The organism is Marinilabilia rubra, assembly GCF_003121985.1.
Classification (GTDB): domain Bacteria; phylum Bacteroidota; class Bacteroidia; order Bacteroidales; family Marinilabiliaceae; genus Marinilabilia; species Marinilabilia rubra.
This window is the reverse complement of sequence record NZ_QEWP01000001.1, coordinates 623,888-643,278: the sequence shown is the minus strand read 5'-3', so window position 1 is coordinate 643,278 and position 19,391 is coordinate 623,888. Positions and strand designations below refer to the sequence as shown.

The 19,391-nt window shown below is 41.2% G+C and carries 17 protein-coding genes; 9 read left to right on the top strand and 8 right to left on the bottom strand.

What is annotated here, in order from left to right; all coding sequences use genetic code 11:
* Positions 1-4 precede the first annotated feature (4 nt).
* On the bottom strand, positions 5-472 hold the full coding sequence (locus DDZ16_RS02645) for a division/cell wall cluster transcriptional repressor MraZ (RefSeq protein WP_109262853.1): 468 nt from the start codon (positions 470-472) through the stop codon (positions 5-7).
* A 241-nt stretch (positions 473-713) separates the two neighbouring features.
* Here DDZ16_RS02645 and DDZ16_RS02640 point away from each other — a divergent pair, with 241 nt between their 5' ends.
* Genes DDZ16_RS02640 through DDZ16_RS02625 form a run of 4 tightly spaced genes read left to right on the top strand, consistent with a single transcriptional unit; the run spans position 714 to position 5,251 of the window.
* Positions 714-1,565 carry a 1-acyl-sn-glycerol-3-phosphate acyltransferase gene (locus tag DDZ16_RS02640; protein ID WP_109262852.1) on the top strand — a complete coding sequence of 284 codons (852 nt, stop codon included), beginning with the start codon at positions 714-716 and terminating at the stop codon, positions 1,563-1,565.
* A gap of 52 nt (positions 1,566-1,617) precedes the next feature.
* A complete protein-coding gene (locus DDZ16_RS02635) occupies positions 1,618-2,568 on the top strand; it encodes a GNAT family N-acetyltransferase (protein ID WP_109262851.1) in 951 nt (316 codons plus the stop codon).
* The gene (locus DDZ16_RS02630) at positions 2,569-4,110 is read left to right on the top strand and encodes a dihydrolipoyl dehydrogenase family protein (RefSeq protein ID WP_109262850.1); all 1,542 of its coding nucleotides are present in this window, start codon (positions 2,569-2,571) and stop codon (positions 4,108-4,110) included.
* Positions 4,085-5,251, top strand: a complete 1,167-nt coding sequence (locus DDZ16_RS02625) for a serine hydrolase domain-containing protein (protein WP_109262849.1) — start codon at positions 4,085-4,087, stop codon at positions 5,249-5,251. The genes DDZ16_RS02630 and DDZ16_RS02625 overlap by 26 nt, the downstream gene beginning before the upstream one ends.
* 270 nt (positions 5,252-5,521) lie before the next feature.
* Here the strand turns inward: DDZ16_RS02625 and DDZ16_RS02620 are convergent, their stop codons facing one another.
* From DDZ16_RS02620 to DDZ16_RS02605, 4 genes are all read right to left on the bottom strand, one after another.
* On the bottom strand, positions 5,522-7,423 hold the full coding sequence (locus DDZ16_RS02620) for an amidophosphoribosyltransferase (protein ID WP_109262848.1): 1,902 nt from the start codon (positions 7,421-7,423) through the stop codon (positions 5,522-5,524).
* A 94-nt stretch (positions 7,424-7,517) separates the two neighbouring features.
* Positions 7,518-7,982 carry an SPOR domain-containing protein gene (locus DDZ16_RS02615; protein ID WP_109262847.1) on the bottom strand — a complete coding sequence of 155 codons (465 nt, stop codon included), beginning with the start codon at positions 7,980-7,982 and terminating at the stop codon, positions 7,518-7,520.
* A 32-nt stretch (positions 7,983-8,014) separates the two neighbouring features.
* Entirely contained in the window at positions 8,015-8,854 is an 840-nt protein-coding gene (locus tag DDZ16_RS02610) for a universal stress protein (protein WP_109262846.1), read from the bottom strand.
* A 233-nt stretch (positions 8,855-9,087) separates the two neighbouring features.
* Entirely contained in the window at positions 9,088-9,840 is a 753-nt protein-coding gene (locus tag DDZ16_RS02605; protein WP_109262845.1) for a YebC/PmpR family DNA-binding transcriptional regulator, read from the bottom strand.
* A gap of 346 nt (positions 9,841-10,186) precedes the next feature.
* Between DDZ16_RS02605 and miaB the strand changes: the two genes are divergently transcribed.
* The 3 genes from miaB (at position 10,187) to DDZ16_RS02590 (ending at position 13,360) form a co-directional block, all read left to right on the top strand.
* Positions 10,187-11,569 (top strand): tRNA (N6-isopentenyl adenosine(37)-C2)-methylthiotransferase MiaB, encoded by a 1,383-nt coding sequence (gene miaB, locus DDZ16_RS02600; RefSeq protein WP_109262844.1) that lies wholly within the window; start codon positions 10,187-10,189, stop codon positions 11,567-11,569.
* Positions 11,570-11,750: 181 nt separating this feature from the next.
* On the top strand, positions 11,751-12,110 hold the full coding sequence (locus DDZ16_RS02595) for a carboxymuconolactone decarboxylase family protein (protein WP_109262843.1): 360 nt from the start codon (positions 11,751-11,753) through the stop codon (positions 12,108-12,110).
* 89 nt (positions 12,111-12,199) lie between these two features.
* Entirely contained in the window at positions 12,200-13,360 is a 1,161-nt protein-coding gene (locus tag DDZ16_RS02590; protein ID WP_109262842.1) for a 1-acyl-sn-glycerol-3-phosphate acyltransferase, read from the top strand.
* Positions 13,361-13,430: 70 nt separating this feature from the next.
* Here DDZ16_RS02590 and aspS read toward each other — a convergent pair whose 3' ends face one another.
* Positions 13,431-15,206, bottom strand: coding sequence for an aspartate--tRNA ligase (gene aspS / locus DDZ16_RS02585; protein WP_109262841.1), 1,776 nt, complete (start codon positions 15,204-15,206; stop codon positions 13,431-13,433).
* Between the two features lie 127 nt (positions 15,207-15,333).
* Between aspS and DDZ16_RS02580 the strand changes: the two genes are divergently transcribed.
* Positions 15,334-15,780: a nucleoside deaminase gene (locus tag DDZ16_RS02580; RefSeq protein ID WP_109262840.1), complete on the top strand. Its 447-nt coding sequence runs from the start codon at positions 15,334-15,336 to the stop codon at positions 15,778-15,780.
* Positions 15,781-16,076: 296 nt separating this feature from the next.
* Here DDZ16_RS02580 and DDZ16_RS02575 read toward each other — a convergent pair whose 3' ends face one another.
* The gene (locus DDZ16_RS02575; protein ID WP_109262839.1) at positions 16,077-16,901 is read right to left on the bottom strand and encodes a T9SS type A sorting domain-containing protein; all 825 of its coding nucleotides are present in this window, start codon (positions 16,899-16,901) and stop codon (positions 16,077-16,079) included.
* Between the two features lie 570 nt (positions 16,902-17,471).
* Here DDZ16_RS02575 and DDZ16_RS02570 point away from each other — a divergent pair.
* Entirely contained in the window at positions 17,472-17,771 is a 300-nt protein-coding gene (locus tag DDZ16_RS02570; RefSeq protein WP_109262838.1) for a radical SAM protein, read from the top strand.
* Between the two features lie 474 nt (positions 17,772-18,245).
* Here DDZ16_RS02570 and DDZ16_RS02565 read toward each other — a convergent pair whose 3' ends face one another.
* The gene (locus DDZ16_RS02565) at positions 18,246-19,346 is read right to left on the bottom strand and encodes a hotdog family protein (protein WP_109262837.1); all 1,101 of its coding nucleotides are present in this window, start codon (positions 19,344-19,346) and stop codon (positions 18,246-18,248) included.
* Between the last annotated feature and the right edge of the window lie 45 nt (positions 19,347-19,391).

Genomic DNA, 19,391 nt, shown 5'->3' with positions numbered 1-19,391 from the left:
ATTATCATCTAATTTCATCCCCGGAGCCTGACTCACCTAAAATTTTTTCGGCCAAATCGCCCAGCCCCTCACGAGACAAATCTTCCTCATCGTAAACCTCTTTACTCCAAACCTCTATACAACGGTCCACACCCAGCAACACTACTTCACGAGCTGCATCAATCTGCTCCATTAATCGTTTAGGGATTAAAAAACGACCGTTTCCATCAAGCGAAACTTCGGCTGATCCCCTAAAGAAATTCCTGAGAAACCGATTGTGTTCTCTGTTGTAAGGATTCAGCTTTGCCCTTATTCGACTTAACTCTTCTTCCCATACCGAAAAGGGGTATATCACCAGGCAAGACTCGAATAAATCTTTTCGCACAACAAGACGCACATCGCCCTCTCCCAGCCCTTTTTTAAAAGCTGAAGGAAAAACAACGCGTCCCTTGGCGTCGGTCCTGCAAGCAAAATCTCCTATAAATGTGAACATTACAGTTTGGGTAATATGCCCGTAAAGCTACAAACTTTTTAAACCACAATCAACCACTTAAAACCACTTTATTGCATTTTTAGTAAAAAAATATTATAGACGCCCCTTCATTACAGACTCTCCTCTCTCAAAAAGAGAAAGAAAGAAAAAGCGAGAACAAAATAACTCTCCATTAATTATTGACCTTAAGGCGAAAAACCTATAATTTTTGTAATATTGAGGCCGATTAAAAAAATCAAAAGTGGATACAAAAAGCGAAATAAAAGGAAACCCTGAGCAGCAACTCATTGATGTGGAGAAAGTTTTTGCAAGCAAAAACCCTGCTTTGCTGAAAATAATCCCCTCATTTATCATTCGCTACTTAAAACGAATCATTCACCAGGAGGAGATCAATGAGTTTCTCATTCAAAAGGGACATTTAAAAGGAGCAGAATTCGGAGAGGCCATCTTAAATGATTTGTTTGGCGCCGGTTTCGAAACAAGAGGTCTGGATCAATTGCCGGATGAAGGAAGGTTTATTTTTGCAAGCAACCATCCACTGGGAGGCTTAGATGGAATTGCTCTTTTAGTAGCAGTAAGCAAGAAATATCCTAAATTGAAATTCCCGGTAAATGACATTCTTTTAAACCTCAAACCACTCGACAATATATTTGTTCCAATAAACAAACATGGTGGTCACTCACGGGAGGCGGCAAGATTAATCGAAGATGCTTATCAATCTGACGCCCAAGTCCTGATGTTTCCAGCCGGACTTGTCAGCCGAAAAAAGAAAGGCATCATCCATGATCTTGAATGGAAAAAAAGTTTTGTAAGAAAAGCCATTCAGCACAAGCGTGATGTTATACCTGTTCATATATCCGGCAGAAATACGGATTTCTTTTACCGGTTGGCCAAACTTCGAAAAAGCACAGGCATAAAAGCCAATATAGAAATGTTATATTTACCCGATGAAATGTTCAAACAACATGGTGAATATCTAACCATCTCATTTGGAAACCCAATTCCCTGGCAATCTCTTAAAGAAGAGGGGACTCCGGACAAGTGGGCATCGAAAATCGAGGATATAAGTTACGAACTTGCAAAAAACCATTAATTTTGTAGATATCCCAACCCGGAAAAAATTGAATCGCAACAAATTTCGATAAATGGATTCCAACAAACCAATTATTTCGCCTGTACCGAGAGAAGAACTTGAAGCAGAATTAACACAGGATCGCTTTGTCAGGTATACCAACAAAGGAGAAAACAAAATCTACGACTTCACTGCCAATGAGGCCCCGATGCTAATGCGGGAAGTAGGTCGTTTAAGAGAAGAATCCTTTAGAGCTGCAGGTGGTGGCACAGGAAAAGATTGTGATGTAGATGCATACGACACCGGGGTTGACCCTTATCATCAACTCATTGTGTGGGACCCCAAAGCCAAAGAAATACTGGGGGGCTACCGCTACATCATGTGTGATATACTTAAACCGGATGCTGAAGGAAAAATGCATCTGGCAACCGCCCGAATGTTTCATTTTAGCGAGAAATTCATTAAAGAATTCCTTCCTAATACCATTGAATTGGGACGCTCTTTTGTTCAGCCACAGTATCAATCAAGCAAAATGGGCGCAAAGAGTCTTTATGCAATGGATAATCTTTGGGACGGATTAGGATCTTTGATCATCAACCACCCTGAAATGAAATATTTCTTTGGCAAGGTTACGATGTACTCTCATTCCAATCTGAAAGTAAGAAGTTTGATTCGGGCTTTCATGGACAAATATTTCAATGATCCCGACAATCTGGTTTATCCTTACAATCCGGTTAAATCAGCATTAACGGATAGTGAAATCAAAGAAATTTTTTCAGGAGATTCCTTTGCTGACGACTACAAAACTCTCAGCAAAACAGTTAGGGAACTTGGAGAAAACATTCCACCACTGATAAATGCTTACATGAACCTTTCTCCATCCATGCGCACATTTGGAACCTCTGTTAATGAGGTTTTTGGTGGCGTTGAAGAGACAGGCATTATAATAACCATTAAAGAACTTTATCAGGCAAAAGTAAACAGGCACGTACATAGCTACAAACCGAACGAACCACATAAATAAATGCCGGACATCAGGGACAATAACTTCGATATAGTCATCATTGGGAGCGGCCCGGGGGGATTTTCAGCAGCCAATAGAGCCCTGGACTATGGGTTACATGTATGCCTGATCGAAAAAAGTCACCTGGGTGGAGCCGGTGTCATAAATGGAGTTCTGACCTCAAAGACCATGTATGAGTTGTCGATGGACTATTCTGTCGCTGCCAGAATAGATCGCGGCTACCGTGCCAGTGCTCTGTCCGTGGACTACAATCAGGTTCGCCATACCGTTTTGGAAGCAGCCCGCGAGAAACAATACCAGATGCGGAGCCAGATCGAAACGTTTACCAATAAACCGAGCCTGGGAAGTATTTCACTGGTGAATGGACACGCCCGGTTTCTGAATGAAAATGTGGTGGAAGTTTCGAGCAAAAATGAAGCTTTCGAAATCTCAGGTAAGCATTTCATTATTGCAACAGGGGCCAGTCCACGTCAATTACCGGATGTAAAAACCGACGGGAAAAGAATTATTACATCTGATGATATACTTTCCTTATCACGTTTTCCCGAACGCATGCTGATTATTGGTTCGGGGATTATTGGTTGTGAGTTTGCAACCATATTTTCCAATTTCAACCAAACCCAGGTTCATTTACTGGACAGATCCAATCGTGTATTGCCTTATGAAGATGATGATGTAAGTCGTTTCGTTTCCAATAATCTGGAGAAAAATGGTGTTGAGGTGCATCATACAGCCCAATTGCGTTGCATTCGTGAACATCCTGACCATTTGGAGGTAGTCCTGGATTATGCAGCAGGACACAGTAAAGTTATTGAAGTTGACCTTGCTCTGGTAGCCATTGGCAGAGTCCCCAACACCAAAGATCTGGGGCTTGAAAATATAGGGGTCTCCCCCGACAAGCGAGGCATGCTTTGTGTAAAAGACTCCGGTCAACTTGAGAGCACAAAGGATCATAAGAATATATATGCCATAGGAGACATCACCGGCCACACCCAACTATACAGTGTTGCAGAATTTCAGGGACGCATGGCAGTTGAATCCATAATGAACAATGTTTGTTATACGCCCGACTACTCCAATATGTCCACGCTTATGTTTTTTAAGCCTGAAGTGGCCGCTGTTGGTGCTAACGAAAAAACACTTCAGGAAAAAAGTGTTGGCTACAGAGCTGTGTTTTACTCTAATGCACTCGTAAATAGAGCCATAGCAATGCGCAACACCCATGGATTCGTTAAGATACTAGTAAGCAATGACAACAAGCAACGGATTTTAGGCATGCGTGCTGCCGGGCCTCAGGCTTCAGCATTTATTGTTGCAGTGGCGCACCTTATCAATCAGGGAAACAGCGTAAGTGAAGTCCTGAAAATATTTTATCCTCACCCAAGTATTACTGAGGGTATTCAGGAATGCATGCGTGCCCTTGCCTCCAAGTCCATTTATAAGCCACTGGCATTCCCGGATCATATCATCGTAAGCGAATGGAATCCAGGTGATCCGATAACACAAACCCCTAAAGATGAAGAAATCAAAAAGAACAAATAAAAGCAAAACCTTACGAACGGTCATCCTTATTATTGTAGGATTAATGGCCACTTACACTTTCTTGCCCAATTATCTTCAGAAGGGATTGATATACATGAATCCCAATATCGACGATTACAAAATATTTGACAACCGGGAAGTAAAAACGGGTGAACCTATTCCGTGGCCGACTGCAGAAAAGTACGGACACCTTAAATTAAATCAAACTACAATAGATTCTCTCGAGAAATACAATTCAGTGGCATTCCTGGTAATCCAACATGATTCTATTTTGTACGAAGGTTATTGGGATGGGTATACAGAAACCACTATATCCAACTCGTTTTCGATGTCCAAGAGCGTTGTTTCATTACTTATAGGCTGTGCTATTGAAGAAGGCTTAATAAAGTCACTGGATGAAAAAGCAAAGAAATATCTGCCTTGGCTAAATGGCCCTTACAGTGGTGATTTGACCATACGTCATCTACTTACCATGAGTTCAGCGTCAAGCTGGGATGAAAGTTATAGTTCCCCCTTCTCAATCACCACCCGGGCCTATTATGGACGCAGTTTGAGTAGCACAATTAAAGAGGTAAAAATCGTTCAACATCCCGGAATAGTATGGAATTATCGCAGTGGAGACACCCAGTTACTGGAAAGAATCCTCAATAAAGCTACCGGGCTAACGCTGTCAGAATATGCTTCGCAAAAACTTTGGCAGCCAATGGGGGCCGAAGAACCTGCATTATGGTCCCTTGACAGAAGAAAAGGTATCGAAAAAGCTTATTGCTGCTTTAACAGCAATGCCCGGGACTTTGCGCGTATCGGAAATCTTATTTTAAACAATGGCAGTTTTGCAGGAAAGAAGATACTATCTGAAGATTACATTAATAAGATGATCACTCCTGCCAAATACCTGACAAATGAGAATGCAGAGATGGTCGATTATTATGGTCTTCACTGGTGGATTATGAATTACAAAGACCAGGAAATTCCTTATGCAAGGGGAATTTTAGGCCAATACATCTTTGTTGTTCCACAGCACGATGCGGTTATTGTGCGACTGGGGCATAAACGGAGTGACTCTTACCATAATCATCATCCCAAAGATGCCTTTACCTGGGTAAAAGCGGGATTGGAAATTATTAAGCAGAATAATTAGGTTCAGAAATTCAGGATTCTGTTGAAGAGATTCGTTTATTGAAACTCAAAATAAGAGCCAGTCAAAATACCGCGATGTGCAGCTTCGGGCATTGCACCAATCATCATTCAAACAACTAATTTTCTGACAAAAAAGGCTTCAGAAAGCATTTTCTTCTACAGCAAAAAAAAGCTGATTTTCAACAAAACATCACACACATCGGTTAACAAATTGTGTGATTAAATGCAGAAAATCAGCCTTCTTAAACATCAGTCTTAAATCGAGATCAGCTTAATAAGCACGTCGGTTGATACCTTCTATGAAATTGATAAAGGAGGTATTGACCACTTTGTTTCCTCCGGGGGTTGGATAATTACCTGTAAAATACCAATCACCCTGATCTTTTGGACAAGCCTTATGCAAGTTATCAACGGTCTGATATACTACTTCCACCTCTGCATCAATATCATCCGGTTTGAGCATTTCGGCTATTTTAGCTGAGACCTGTTCATCCGTGAAGGGTTTATAAATTTCCTTAACGTAATTAACAATTTCTTCTTTTGGCAGATACTGCTGTTCCTTACATTGCTTATAAACCTGCTCAATTACATCATGCTTGCCATGATCCTTAAGCAATTCCACCGCACCAGCAAAGGCACAAAAGTCTTTTAGGCGGGCCATATCGATTCCATAACAATCGGGAAAACGAATTTGAGGCGCTGATGATACCACAATAATTTTCTTTGGATGAAGACGATCCAGTATTCTTAAGATACTTTTTTTAAGCGTGGTTCCCCGCACAATTGAATCATCTATAATAACCAGTGTATCCACCTGATTTTTGACAATTCCGTATGTAACATCGTAAACGTGGGCGACCAAATCATCACGACTGCTATCATCGGTAATGAAAGTACGCATCTTTACGTCTTTGATAGCCACTTTCTCTATCCGGGGCTCAAGGCTTAATATTTCGGTTACTTTTTCTTCCGTCAGGTCATCCCCTAAAGCCATAATTCTTTCGGCCTTTACTTTATCAAGCTTTTCACTAATGCCTTCCATCATTCCATAAAAGGCTGTTTCTGCTGTATTGGGGATGTATGAGAAGACAGTATTTTCAAGGTCCCAGTCAATTTTATCCAGGATAACAGGCGACAATAACCGCCCAAGCTCTTTGCGTTCCTTATAGATATCGCGGTCGCTGCCCCTTGAGAAGTAAATTCTTTCGAAAGAACAGGATTTCCGGTCTTGAGGAACGGTTACCATCTCTTCCGAAACACGACCATCCTTCTTGATAATCAAGGCATGGCCAGGTTTAAGCTCCTGAACCTCTGTAGACCTGATATTCAGGGCTGTTTGAATTACAGGGCGCTCTGAAGCAACCACAACAAATTCATCGTTGGCATAATATGATGCGGGACGAATACCCCATGGGTCACGCATGGCAAAAGCATCGCCGTGGCCAATCAATCCGCCAATAACGTATCCTCCATCCCAGCGTCGACTTGATCTTTCCAGAACTTTTCTTACATCAAGATCACGTTCAATAAGTGCGGAAATTTCTTTGTTTGAATAACCCTCATTTTTGAACTGTCTGAAGAGCAATTGATTTTCTTCATCCAGGAAGTGCCCAACATTTTCGAGCATAGACTCGGTATCGGTATAATCCTTTGGATGCTGACCAAGGTCAATGAGGGTTTTGAAAATCTCATCCACATTGGTGAGATTAAAGTTTCCGGCTAAAACCAGGTTTCTTGATCTCCAGTTATTCTCTCGCATCACCGGATGCACATAGTCAATGCTGTTATTTCCAAATGTGCCGTACCTGAGATGTCCCAAATAAAGTTCGCCGGCAAAAGGCAGATTTTCTTTAGCCCAGATGGGATCATTCAACAACTCGGGCTGATGATCATAAACGTTATCAAAACGTTTATGAATTCCAGAAAACACTTCCTGTATGGGGTTTCCCTCGTTAGAACGCTGCCTGGACAAATATTTTTTTCCGGCAGGTTGATCAATCTTAAGGCTCGCAACGCCAGCCCCATCCTGTCCCCGGTTATGCTGTTTCTCCATCAAAAGATAGAGTTTATTTAAGCCAAACCGCCAGGTTCCGTACTTCTCCTGATAATAACTCAATGGCTTAAGAAGCCTGATCAGCACAATACCACACTCATGTTTAATCTGGTCACTCATAATCGTACTTAAAAAGAAATGGCAAATTTATCTCTATTTATATAATAGCCCAAAGCAAAAAAGAAAAGCCCGCTTGTACACAAGCGGGCCTGTTCTATGGTAATGCATTGAGCGGAATATCGTTGACCTTTACAACATAGCAGGCCGGAAATTCCTTTTTTAATTTATTTAACAATGAAAGTGTTTCGTGTTTATGGCGGAAGCTCCCAACCCGAACCCTCCAAAAAGGGGCACTGTACTCAACATAAATCTCTGCGTCCGGAAACTCACTCAACACCTGGGCCTTAACATCCAATGCTTCCTGCCTGGCTTTACTCCCAACTCCGCTAAACAGCTGGATTCTGAATCCTTCAACTCCGGCAGAACGCTTATTCATATTGATATGGGTAAGCACAAGATCTTTCATCCTTGCCGATTGGTCAATCGTTATAATGCCTCCTTCCTTATCAACACTTTCAATTTCCTCAAATACATCATTGTTCTTCCCATATTCGCCCGGCAATTGGGCTTGCAAGCTCATTGCAACGAACAAAGGGAAACAAAGAAAAATCACTCTCATCTTCACTGCTTTTGGCTGCAAATTTACAACTTTTATTCCTTCACTGGTACAACCAAAACAGGAATATCAGAAAGATTCAATAATTCATTGGCAAAAGGTCTGAAAAAACTCTCAAAAGGATTAATAGACTTATTAAGATGCATGGCAATCACGGTAGCTTCTTTTTCATGAGCAAGCGAAAGAATTTTTTTTGCATCTCCTCCCCATTTGAACGAAGTAATATCTACTGATAATCCGGTATTATTCTTGATGTACCTTTCGGCCTGCCTGGCATACAAGTCGCTTCTTCCCGGCAATATCCATTTCGAATTTTTTTGTAATGCAATTACATTGACCTCGGCATTCAACAATTTAGAAAACCCGGTTACAACAGGCACAATTTTCCTTGTAAGTTTATTGTGATCCAGGGGCAACAACATTTTATGAGGTGATTGCCACTTCATTTCTTTACGCACTGTCAGCACCGGGCATGGAGCATGTGACACCAACCGGTAGGCGTTACTTCCCAACCACCGGTCCTCAACCCCCGAAATACCATGCGTACCTACAACAATTAAAGACACATCATCGTAATGAGCCTGATTGGTAATTTCCCTGACTACATTCCCTTCTCTTATTTTATAGTCAAATTCACCATTATAGACTCTGTAATCTGAAGAATACTTCTCAAGCAAATGTTTAATCCAGTGAGTTGCCTGTCCAATTAACCGTTCCTCCGGGTTATCGCCCAAAAACTCAGGTGCATATCGTTGGCCTGTCTGAACATGAATAACCCGCAGTGAGGCATGAAGCAGATTGGCCAACTCCACTCCTACGCTGAGTGCAAAGACTGAATTCTCAGAGAAATCAATGGGAACAAGAATGCGTTTCATAATTATTTAAGATTTTTCTTGATAAGGATATGCGAACCAGAATCAACACTTTCCCATTGGCTCTAAAATCAAAGACTTTTTCTTATCAGCTCGGTTAATCCTTATTTACCGTTTATATACTTCTCCTTTGCCCAATACAAGTAGACCGGAGATAACAAAATCGGTCTCCGGTCTGCTTTTCATCCTAATATACGCAATGCGATCCAAAGTAGTTGCATTGAACAGTTATTTTATTAGTCCGACTCCAGAGACCGGGCTAATTCATCGGTCATTTCCAGGTTATGGAAAACATTCTGAACATCCTCGTTATCTTCAAATTCATCAATCATCCGAAGTAACTTTTTGGCCGTTTCCAGATCCAGCTCCTTATAGTTATTAGGTATACGCTGAAGACTTGCATTCTCCACCTGCACTTCCAACTCATCAAGTTTTTTCTGCACCGCTCCAAAATCCTCCATAGCAGTTGTCACAATAATCAGGTCTTCATCCTTTTCAATTTCCTGGGCTCCGGAATCAATAAGTTCAAGCTCCAAAGCATCCAGATCCATGTCATCCTTTTTCACAATCTGAAAAACGCCTTTACGGTCAAACAGAAAGCTTAGTGAACCATTGGTTCCAAGACTTCCGCCGCGCTTATTGAAGATGGAACGAACAGCGCCTACCGTGCGGTTATTATTGTCAGTCATGCACTCCAAAAAAACAGCAACACCACCAGGTCCATAACCTTCGAATGTAATCTCTGAAAAGCTGTCTCCTCCAATTTCGGAAGCTTTAGATATTGCCCGATTGATGTTATCTTTAGGCATGTTTACCGATCGGCCGTTCTGAATAGCCAGGCGAAGACGGGGATTGGTTTCAGGATCACTTCCTCCTTCTTTTACTGCCACCTGAATTTCCTTGGTAATTCGCGTGAACATTTTTGCTCTTTTGGCATCTTGTGCCCCTTTGCGGTGCTTAATATTTGCCCATTTACTATGTCCTGCCATGCGCTAAATGGTTTTTATGTGATTTTAAATTAAGATATTACCAAATTAAATCTATCGCTTTGATTAATTTTGACAAAAAATCAGACACCCCTTATTAAAAAAGGGAACACAAAAGTACAAAAATCCCCAAAGGCACACAACACCTTGATATGTTAAGGCTTACAACAATGCAGCTAAATCTGTCTAGCAGACAAGAACTTGGGGAAACCACCTATAAACATTAAATTTGCAATCTGCCTTTTCCTTTTTATTACCTTAAAAAAATCCATCTGGCATGCTTAAAGATGGGTTATGGACAGATAATTCCCGGCAGATTTAAAAGTGATTTATTTTAGAAAGCAAAGAGATGAGAGACGAAAAGCAGCAAGTTACTGACACCAATACAGAAACCGTTTTATCTTATGAAAGCGGTGGAAAAAAACTATACATTGAAACTTATGGGTGTCAGATGAATTTTGCAGATAGCGAGGTGGTAGCTTCTGTAATGCAAATGGATGGTTTCGAAACCACCAAAGAAAACCAGGATGCAGATGCAGTATTCATAAACACCTGCTCAATCAGAGACAACGCAGAACAAAGGGTTCTGGGAAGGGTAAAGGAGCTTAAAGCCTTAAAAAAGAACAACCCTGGCATGATTATAGGCATTATTGGCTGTATGGCTGAAAGAGCTAAAGAGCAGCTTTTTGAAGTAGGCGCCGATTTGGTCGTTGGTCCTGATGCTTATCTGGATCTTCCCAATCTCGTCAGTCTGGCTGAAAGAGGCGAAAAAGCCATCAATGTGGAATTGTCGAAAACTGAAACTTACCGTGATATTCTCCCCAAAAGACTTGGCCCTAATAAAATATCTGCTTTCATCAGCATCATGCGTGGATGTAACAATTTCTGCACCTATTGCATTGTGCCTTACACCCGGGGCCGGGAAAGAAGTCGTGACCCTCAAAGTATAAAAAACGAATTTCAGGAGTTGGTAGATGAGGGATATAAAGAGATCACCCTCCTTGGTCAAAATGTAAACTCGTTCAATTTTACAGGAGAACAATCCTCGATGGACTTCCCTGAATTGCTGGAGTTTTTGGCCCAGGCTTTCCCAAAAACAAGAATACGGTTCACTACGTCACACCCTAAAGACATGAGAGATGAAACACTTAAGGTGATGGCGTCGCACCACAATATTTGCAAACACATCCACCTACCCCTGCAATCAGGATCAAGCAGAGTATTAAAACTAATGAACCGAAAATATACTGCTGACTGGTACAAAGACAGAGTAGAAGCCATACGCCGGATTATTCCTGAATGCGGCATTACGACCGATGTGTTCTGCGGATTTCATTCCGAGACGGAAGAAGACCACCAACAAACACTCGAATTAATGAAATGGGCCGGTTTCGACATGGCCTACATGTTTAAATACTCGGAACGACCAGGTACTTATGCAGCTCAGAAACTACCGGACGATATCCCGGAAGAAACAAAAGGCAAACGACTTAAGGAAATAATTGAACTGCAAAACCAACTTTCTTTAAAAAGCAACCGGGAGGATATTGGCAAGACTTTTGAGGTCCTGGTTGAGAACATTTCAAAAAAATCAAAAGAAGAATTTTTTGGACGAACCTCACAAAATAAGGTCGTGGTATTTCCAAGAGAAGATCTTAAAGTTGGAAGTTTTGCCAAAGTATCAATCACCGATGCAACCCAGGCCACCCTTCGTGGTGAGGTAGTTAAGTAATAGAAACCGTTGTAACAATAGATTTTTAGATACCCGCCTAACGGAAGTCTGGTAAGATCCAGGATAATTCGCACAACACTGAGGACACACGCATCTTCCCAAACACACACCCGTAGGGAGCTAATTACAAGTCTATTGTAAAACACCAACGGAGTATTGGTTGAAAAAAACTGCATAAAAAATGAACGAACAAATTAAAGAATTCCGAGATTTTCGTTCCAAAATGAATGAACGAATTCTATCTCAGGACAACCTGGTAATTAAGCGCCTTTTTAACCTTGACACCAACACCTACAAGGAAGGAGCTTTGCCCGCAAAAACAAAAGAGATGCTGGGATTAGTGGCTTCGATGGTTTTAAGATGTGACGATTGCATAAAATATCACCTTGAAAAATGCTACGAAGAAAAAGTGTCCACCAAAGAAATGATGGAGGTCTTTTCTGTCGCGAATATTGTTGGTGGAACCATTGTCATTCCGCACACCCGAAGAGCCATGGAATACTGGGATATGCTTTGCGGTGAGACTTCTGCCGAAGAATAATAACAAAAAGGTAATACAGAATAACTTGTAGTTAATTTCCAAAACCGGTTTGTTTAAAGTAATTTTGCCGGCGAACCAAAAAATCTAAAATGGCCAAAGAACTGGATTTTGAATCGATACGTCCATACAAGGACCATGAAATTCAACAGGTATTTGAACGTCTGAAAAAAGAAACCTCGTTTTTAGAACTTATTGGATTTCTTTATCCGGAGTTGTCTTCCGAAAACTTCATTAACAAAATGATGCAGATCAAAAGCATCAGACAATTCCAACAGGAAGTTATTTCTCCTTATGTGAGAGAAATCATCAAAAACACCACCAAAGGCGTAACTTCTGAGGGACTCGACAAATTAGATCCCAATGAATCATACCTTTACATCTCCAATCACCGCGACATAGTACTTGATCCGGCTATCTTGAATGTAATAATGTTTGAGCATGGTTTTGATACCACCGAAATTGCCATTGGGGATAACCTGCTGATATACCCGTGGATTACAGATCTTGTCAAACTAAATCGCACATTCATAGTAAAGCGCAACCTTCCGGTTCGTCAAATGATGGAAAGCTCAACACTGCTTTCAAAATATATTCGTAATACTTTAACAGAAGTAGCCCACAGCATTTGGATTGCACAAAGAGAAGGCCGATCAAAAGACGGAAACGACCGCACCCAATTGAGCTTATTAAAAATGCTCAACATAAGCGGAGAAGACGAATCGGTCGCTGAAAACTTCAAGAAACTTAAGATAGTACCCGTTTCAATCTCATATGAATACGATCCTTGCGACTACCTTAAAGCCCTTGAATTTCAACACAAACGCGACAATCCTGATTATGCAAAAACCCAGGATGATGATCTCAAACATATGGGTGCCGGATTAAGAGGCAGAAAAGGCCGAGTTCACTTTGCTTTTGGTGATCCTATTGACAAAGAACTGGACAAGCTTAAAGATGTCAAGAACAAAAATGAAAAATTTGAATTTCTGGCAGGGTTAATTGACACCCATGTTCATGAGAACTACCACTTATGGCCAGGGAACTGGGTTGCCTGGGACATGCTCAACAAAACTGACGAATATAAAGACCAATATACAGAGGACGAAAAAGAGGTATTTTTGAATTACATTGAAGAACACCTGGACCGGATTGATGGGGATCGCAATTTTTTACGCAAAATGCTGCTTGAAATGTATGCCAATCCGGTTGTGAATAAGAGAGAAATCCTAGGTCGCGCCGTAATTGAATAATATTATTATCAGATAATAAAAAAAGGGTGGCCCCGGCTACCCTTTTTTTATTGCGGTTAAAAGTCATTTATTATTGAGGTGTTGCCTTTTTGACTGCTTCACCTTTCAAGTCAAGCATCAGCTCTTCAAGCTGGGCCTTACTAATAGAAGACGGGGCATCATTCATCACATCACGGCCTGAATTATTTTTGGGGAATGCAATCACTTCTCGGATAGATTCCACACCAGCAAAAAGAGACACCCAGCGATCAAATCCAAAGGCTACACCACCATGCGGTGGCGCACCATACTTAAAGGCATTCATAAGAAATCCGAACTGATTTTCAGCTTCCTGCTCCGTGAACCCAAGCACTTTAAACATTTTTTGCTGCAATACATCGTTGTGAATACGAATAGAACCGCCGCCTATCTCTACACCATTGATAACTAAATCATAAGCATTAGCTCTGACTTCTGCAGGATTGGCATCAAGCAATTCAAGATCCTCGTCCTTAGGTGACGTAAATGGGTGGTGCATAGCATAATAACGCTCTGTTTCATCATCCCACTCCAATAGCGGAAAGTCAACTACCCAAAGAGGGGAAAATTTATTTTTATCCCGAAGGCCAAGACGGTTACCCATTTCGAGTCTTAACTCGCAAAGAGCGGTCAATGTGCGCTTCTTCTCTCCGGCTAAAATCAGAATCAAATCTCCGGGTCTGGCACCAAACTCATCAGCCCACGCTTTGAAATCTTCTTCGGAGAAAAACTTATCAACTGAAGTTTTGAAAGATCCGTCATCGTTGTATTTGACATAGACCAATCCCTTAGCTCCCACCTGTGGCCTTTTTACAAAATCGGTAAGTTTATCAAGATCCTTGCGGCTATATCCGGCACAACCTTTAGCACAAATTCCACCTATATATTCTGCATCATCAAAAACTTTAAATCCTCTTCCGGAGGCAGTTTCGGTAATATCCACAAACTTCATATCAAATCTGATATCAGGCTTGTCGGTACCATAATATTTCATGGCATCAGCAAATGGCATCCTTGGAAACTCTTCTTTTATCTCAACATTTCTCAAGGTTTTGAAAAGATGCTTTGTCATACCCTCAAAAGTATTGAGTACATCTTCCTGATCCACAAAAGACATTTCGCAGTCAATCTGTGTAAATTCAGGCTGGCGATCAGCCCTAAGGTCTTCATCCCGGAAACACTTCACAATCTGAAAGTAGCGATCATATCCCGCTACCATAAGCAACTGTTTAAAAACTTGTGGTGACTGGGGCAATGCATAAAACTGGCCCGGGTTCATTCGTGAGGGTACCACAAAGTCACGTGCTCCTTCAGGGGTAGACTTCATCAGAACCGGGGTTTCCACCTCGATAAACCCTTCGTCACTCATGTACTTTCTTACTTCAAGCGCCATTTTGTGGCGAAGCTCGAGTGCCCGACGAGCCGGGTTACGCCTCAGGTCCAGATACCTGTACTTCATACGAAGCTCCTCACCACCATCGGTTTCATCTTCAATTGTAAAAGGCGGAAGATCAGCAGAGTTTAGAATCTTTATTCCATCTGTAATCACCTCAACCTCGCCGGTAGGAATTTTGGCATTCTTACTGCTGCGCTCGGCAACCTTCCCGGTTACCTGCACCACATACTCACGTCCCAGATTGCGCACCTCCTGACTCAGGGTGTCTTCAGCTTCACTGTTAACCACCAGCTGGGTAATCCCGTATCGATCTCTCAGGTCAATAAAAGTCATTCCGCCCAGGTTGCGCACTCGTTGCACCCATCCACTGAGGGTCACGGATTTATCAACATCCGATATTCTTAGTTCTCCACAGGTATGTGTTCTGTACATTACTATTTTATTTTTGGGGCAAGATTAACTCCCCGGTTCCGGTAAAAAAATTCATTTTACAATATCTTTGCGAAAATATAAAGAAAAACAGAAACTGCTACTACGCAACTCAAAAAGGTCAAAATTTATGGATAAAATTGATTTCAACGACCAGTATTTTATGAAACAGGCTCTTCAACAAGCAAAGGAAGCGATGCAAAAAGATGAAGTTCCTGTAGGTGCCGTTGTTGTTAGCGAAGGAACCATTATAACCAAAGCTCATAATCTGACTGAAACTTTGAACGACGTTACAGCTCATGCAGAAATGCTGGCCATTACTTCGGCTGCAGAACAACTTGGCGGAAAGTATTTAAACAATTGCACACTTTACGTTACGCTTGAGCCTTGTTCTATGTGTGCAGGGGCCCTTAACTGGGCTCAAATCGGACGCATTGTTTTTGGCGCTCCGGATGAAAAACGTGGATTCAAGCGACTATCGCCCTCTCTCCTTCATCCAAAAACTGAAGTCACCCACGGTGTTTTAGCAGATGAATGTCAGCAAATTGTGAAGCAGTTTTTTGCGACCAAACGCTAACAACCAAGAATAACGCCACAAAATCAGAGGTAATTAAAATACAATAATTACAGACTATTACATTAATCAATAGATCGTTAGTCCCGATGCTTCGGGATAGACATAAGATATAAGATGAATCGTATGATATTGAAAATCTGCACATTAGCACAAACAGTCGTTTGAATATAAATAACTGACTACAAGTGCCTTATAAAAGTTTAACGGAGTATTGTTAATCAAAAAGGTCGACAAAAAAAATCCCCTCTTCCGCCGTTACGGAGAGAGGGGATAACCCAAGTAACCCTATGAAGTAATTAGCGGATCGCTAGTTTCTTCGTAGTTTTTTCGTTACCGACGACAACACTCACGATATATATTTGACCACCCGCTAATTCGATTTGGTTAAAACCAGCCACAGCCGGTCTGCTTGCTTCCATTCTGCCGCTCATACTATACACTTCAATACGGCCCTGAGGACCAGGACCTGCCAACAAATCAGCATCAATGCTTACTTGTAATTTTCCATAATCACTCGAAAAATGAATGTTTTCCTCCTGCTCCATTCCTTCCATAATTGAGGTAGCAACTTTAGCGCTTCTTGAAAGGTGAAGCACAAACCGGTCATCCTCAATTCCCAGAACACTGGGAGAGTATGTATAAGTCGAAGTCTTCAGGTTAGTATACTGCCCCAGCTCCTTATCCTCAAGAACCACATCATATTCATCCGTAAAATCAGCTAAATCTGCTGAAATCTCGCACTCATCATAAATACGGTTTCTAACACTAATCGGAACTGAAACATAACTTTTCCCATCAAGTGCAGAAAAACCGTTGATCGCCATGGCCTTACTGCCAATTCGGGTAAATATTTCAGGTACCTTCTCAGATGAATTGAACATTTTATCTGAGTCTTCAGGACCTTTCTCATCAGTAAAAGTTTCGTAGTAATAAACAACTGTTGCGTCAAACAAGTATTGATTCTCTATTTTGAGTCGAATCAAATCGTAAATAGTTGAAGACTTTAATAAATTTTCCTGAGAATCCACACCGGTAGATTCATTCCTTTGGTTTTGTCCATTAGCAACATCAACTAATGCGAAAAACACGATTGCTAAACAGAAGGGGTAAAACTTTTTCATAGGGCATTTTTTTTACTGTATTCAGTTAATAATTATTCAGGCTCTTTGGTTTTGACGAACATCAAATATTATTTGACCAACAATTGTTTTTTATTGACGAACGTCTTTGAATTCTATTACGACACCCCGGTTATCAAGTTTCATTTTTTTCTGTATTTTTTTTGACTAAATGCTTTTTTTCTTACACTAAACTTTATTTTTATTTGACAAAAGTAATTACCTGAATTCTTTAAAACCCCCTACAACGACTAAAAACCAACAACATAAACAAGATCAACCCCCTCCCTTAATTTGACGAGAGCATCAATTCCCTGGTTATGTCAAAAGGGTGCCCACATCATTGCGATTTCTGCTATAAAGATGCATTTTCGAAGGAGGTAAATTTTTTTATACCCAACGTGCAGATGAGATATTAGCTGAGACCCCAAAACTCCCCGGCAAACACCTCTACGATCTTGACGATCAGCTCTTGAGCTATCCAGGGCTAGCACTTGAGTTATTTGAAGGCATGAAAGAAACGACCGGGTCTTCCAGGGACCTGCAACGGTTCATTCAATCCTAAATGGCAATTTGATCGAAAAGGCAGCAGAGGCCGGATTGAGAAGCCTCCTTGTTGGTTTTGAAAACTTCTTGCAGGATAACTTAAAGCAAAGCAACAAAAAACAAACCCTAAAAGCCGATTATGAGAAAGCCGTAAAAAGACTCCACAATTTGGGAATCATGATCAATGGTAGCTTTGTTTGCGGACTCAACAATGACAACCGGGATGTGCTTAAACGAACCGTTGACTGGGGTGTAGCAAACGGGATAACCACCTCACCTATCGCATTCTTACACCCTACCCCGGAACCAGACTGTACAATAAAATGAACAAAGAAGGAAGGATAACCACCACAGATTGGGATTTATATGATACTCAAAATATAGTCTGCAAAACCAACATTATCACACCCGGGAAATTTCAGGATGGCCAAAAATGGGGCTATAATGAATTTTACAAATAGAACAACATCTTTAAAGCCGCATCTTTTCATGAATCGGCCAAACACCAGGTAAAGCACCTCTTTTACACAGGCGGATGGAAGAAATTTGAAGGGCTATGGAATACAATTATAAACACGGGAGGCCTGAAACGAATGCTACCCCTTCTTGAGCTTTTGTTAAATAAAGCAGAAAACCAGGATAAGAGCAAAAAAAAAGGAAAGTTCATCTAAACAGGTAGCGCTAAAAAACGCATTTTTACTAGCTATCAAAACATTACACCATCTCAACAAACACTTAAGTGCAATGTTATTTCACAATACACTCGAGTTTCTTTGCACTTGAGTATATGAAAACAGCCAATCAGGCATCCACCTTCCTTAAGACGCTCCAGTCGACAACGCTGCAAACCTTTTCTTTCAACTCGGGGCATTTCCCGTCAATGATTTGTCCCACATCTGCAGGTCTCTGAATATTGTAATCAAACAGAGACTTTGGAAAGGCAACATTCTCAAGTTCCTGCTCAGTATCCATATTTCTAACTCCAAAAGTACGTATAGAGATCTCTTCGAAACCGGGCATCAATTGACGAACTTCTCTGACAAAACTAAAAGCGCCAACCCTGTCTTCAGCAAAAACGGGGTGAACATGAAATGCACTATCGATCTGTTGCATCAGGATTTGCCTGAATTCGCGTCCTGCAATGCTCACCACCATACCAAGCACAATCCCTCCTGAAACCTCAATCTCCCCGGGCTGATACCTTTGATAATTGTAATGACTGGGATGTGTATTTTTCAGGTAAGTGGCCCAAAAAAGATTCTCACTCTTCCCTACCGGCCGCACATATGGATGTAACAACAGATCATTCGCCTTGAACCTGAAAATCACATTCTCCATGTTGATACTCCTGGTCCGGGCAAGAATATTTTCCTTAAACCGATTATTATTAAACGGCTCTTTTCTCTCCGATGGAATGGTTTTACGGGCTGTAAATTCCGGAAAAAGGGAAACCCGAACAAGTGAAAAAACCGGTTCTCCTTTTTGATTAAACAACAAATGAGCGGATTCAATGATAGTATAATCCGGTTTCTCAGCGGGCCTGATGTCAGTTATTTTTATAGTGCAGGAAAAAGTATCACCCGGAAAAGCCGGATTTAGATAGAGGGCATTTTTCAACTCAGGTTTTAAGACACTGGAATGGGCAAAACTTTCGACCCCAAGACTCAATGTAAGGTTCAAAAGAAAGCCATATGGCAGAAAGATTTGATGAAATCCCAGACGTCCGGCAAACTCCCGGCTGTTTTCAGGATAAGAAGATGTTGGCATAAAACCGCTCCACATACTTAAAACAGATTCATCCACCGTAATGTTATACCGGCTTACAATCTCTTTTCCAACAAAAACTTTATCCAGATCAAGGCCATATTCGGCCCGCAGATTTGGTTTCAAAAATTCTTCCATACATATCAATAATCTTCCCGGCAAAAGTAGTAAAACCATGTGATG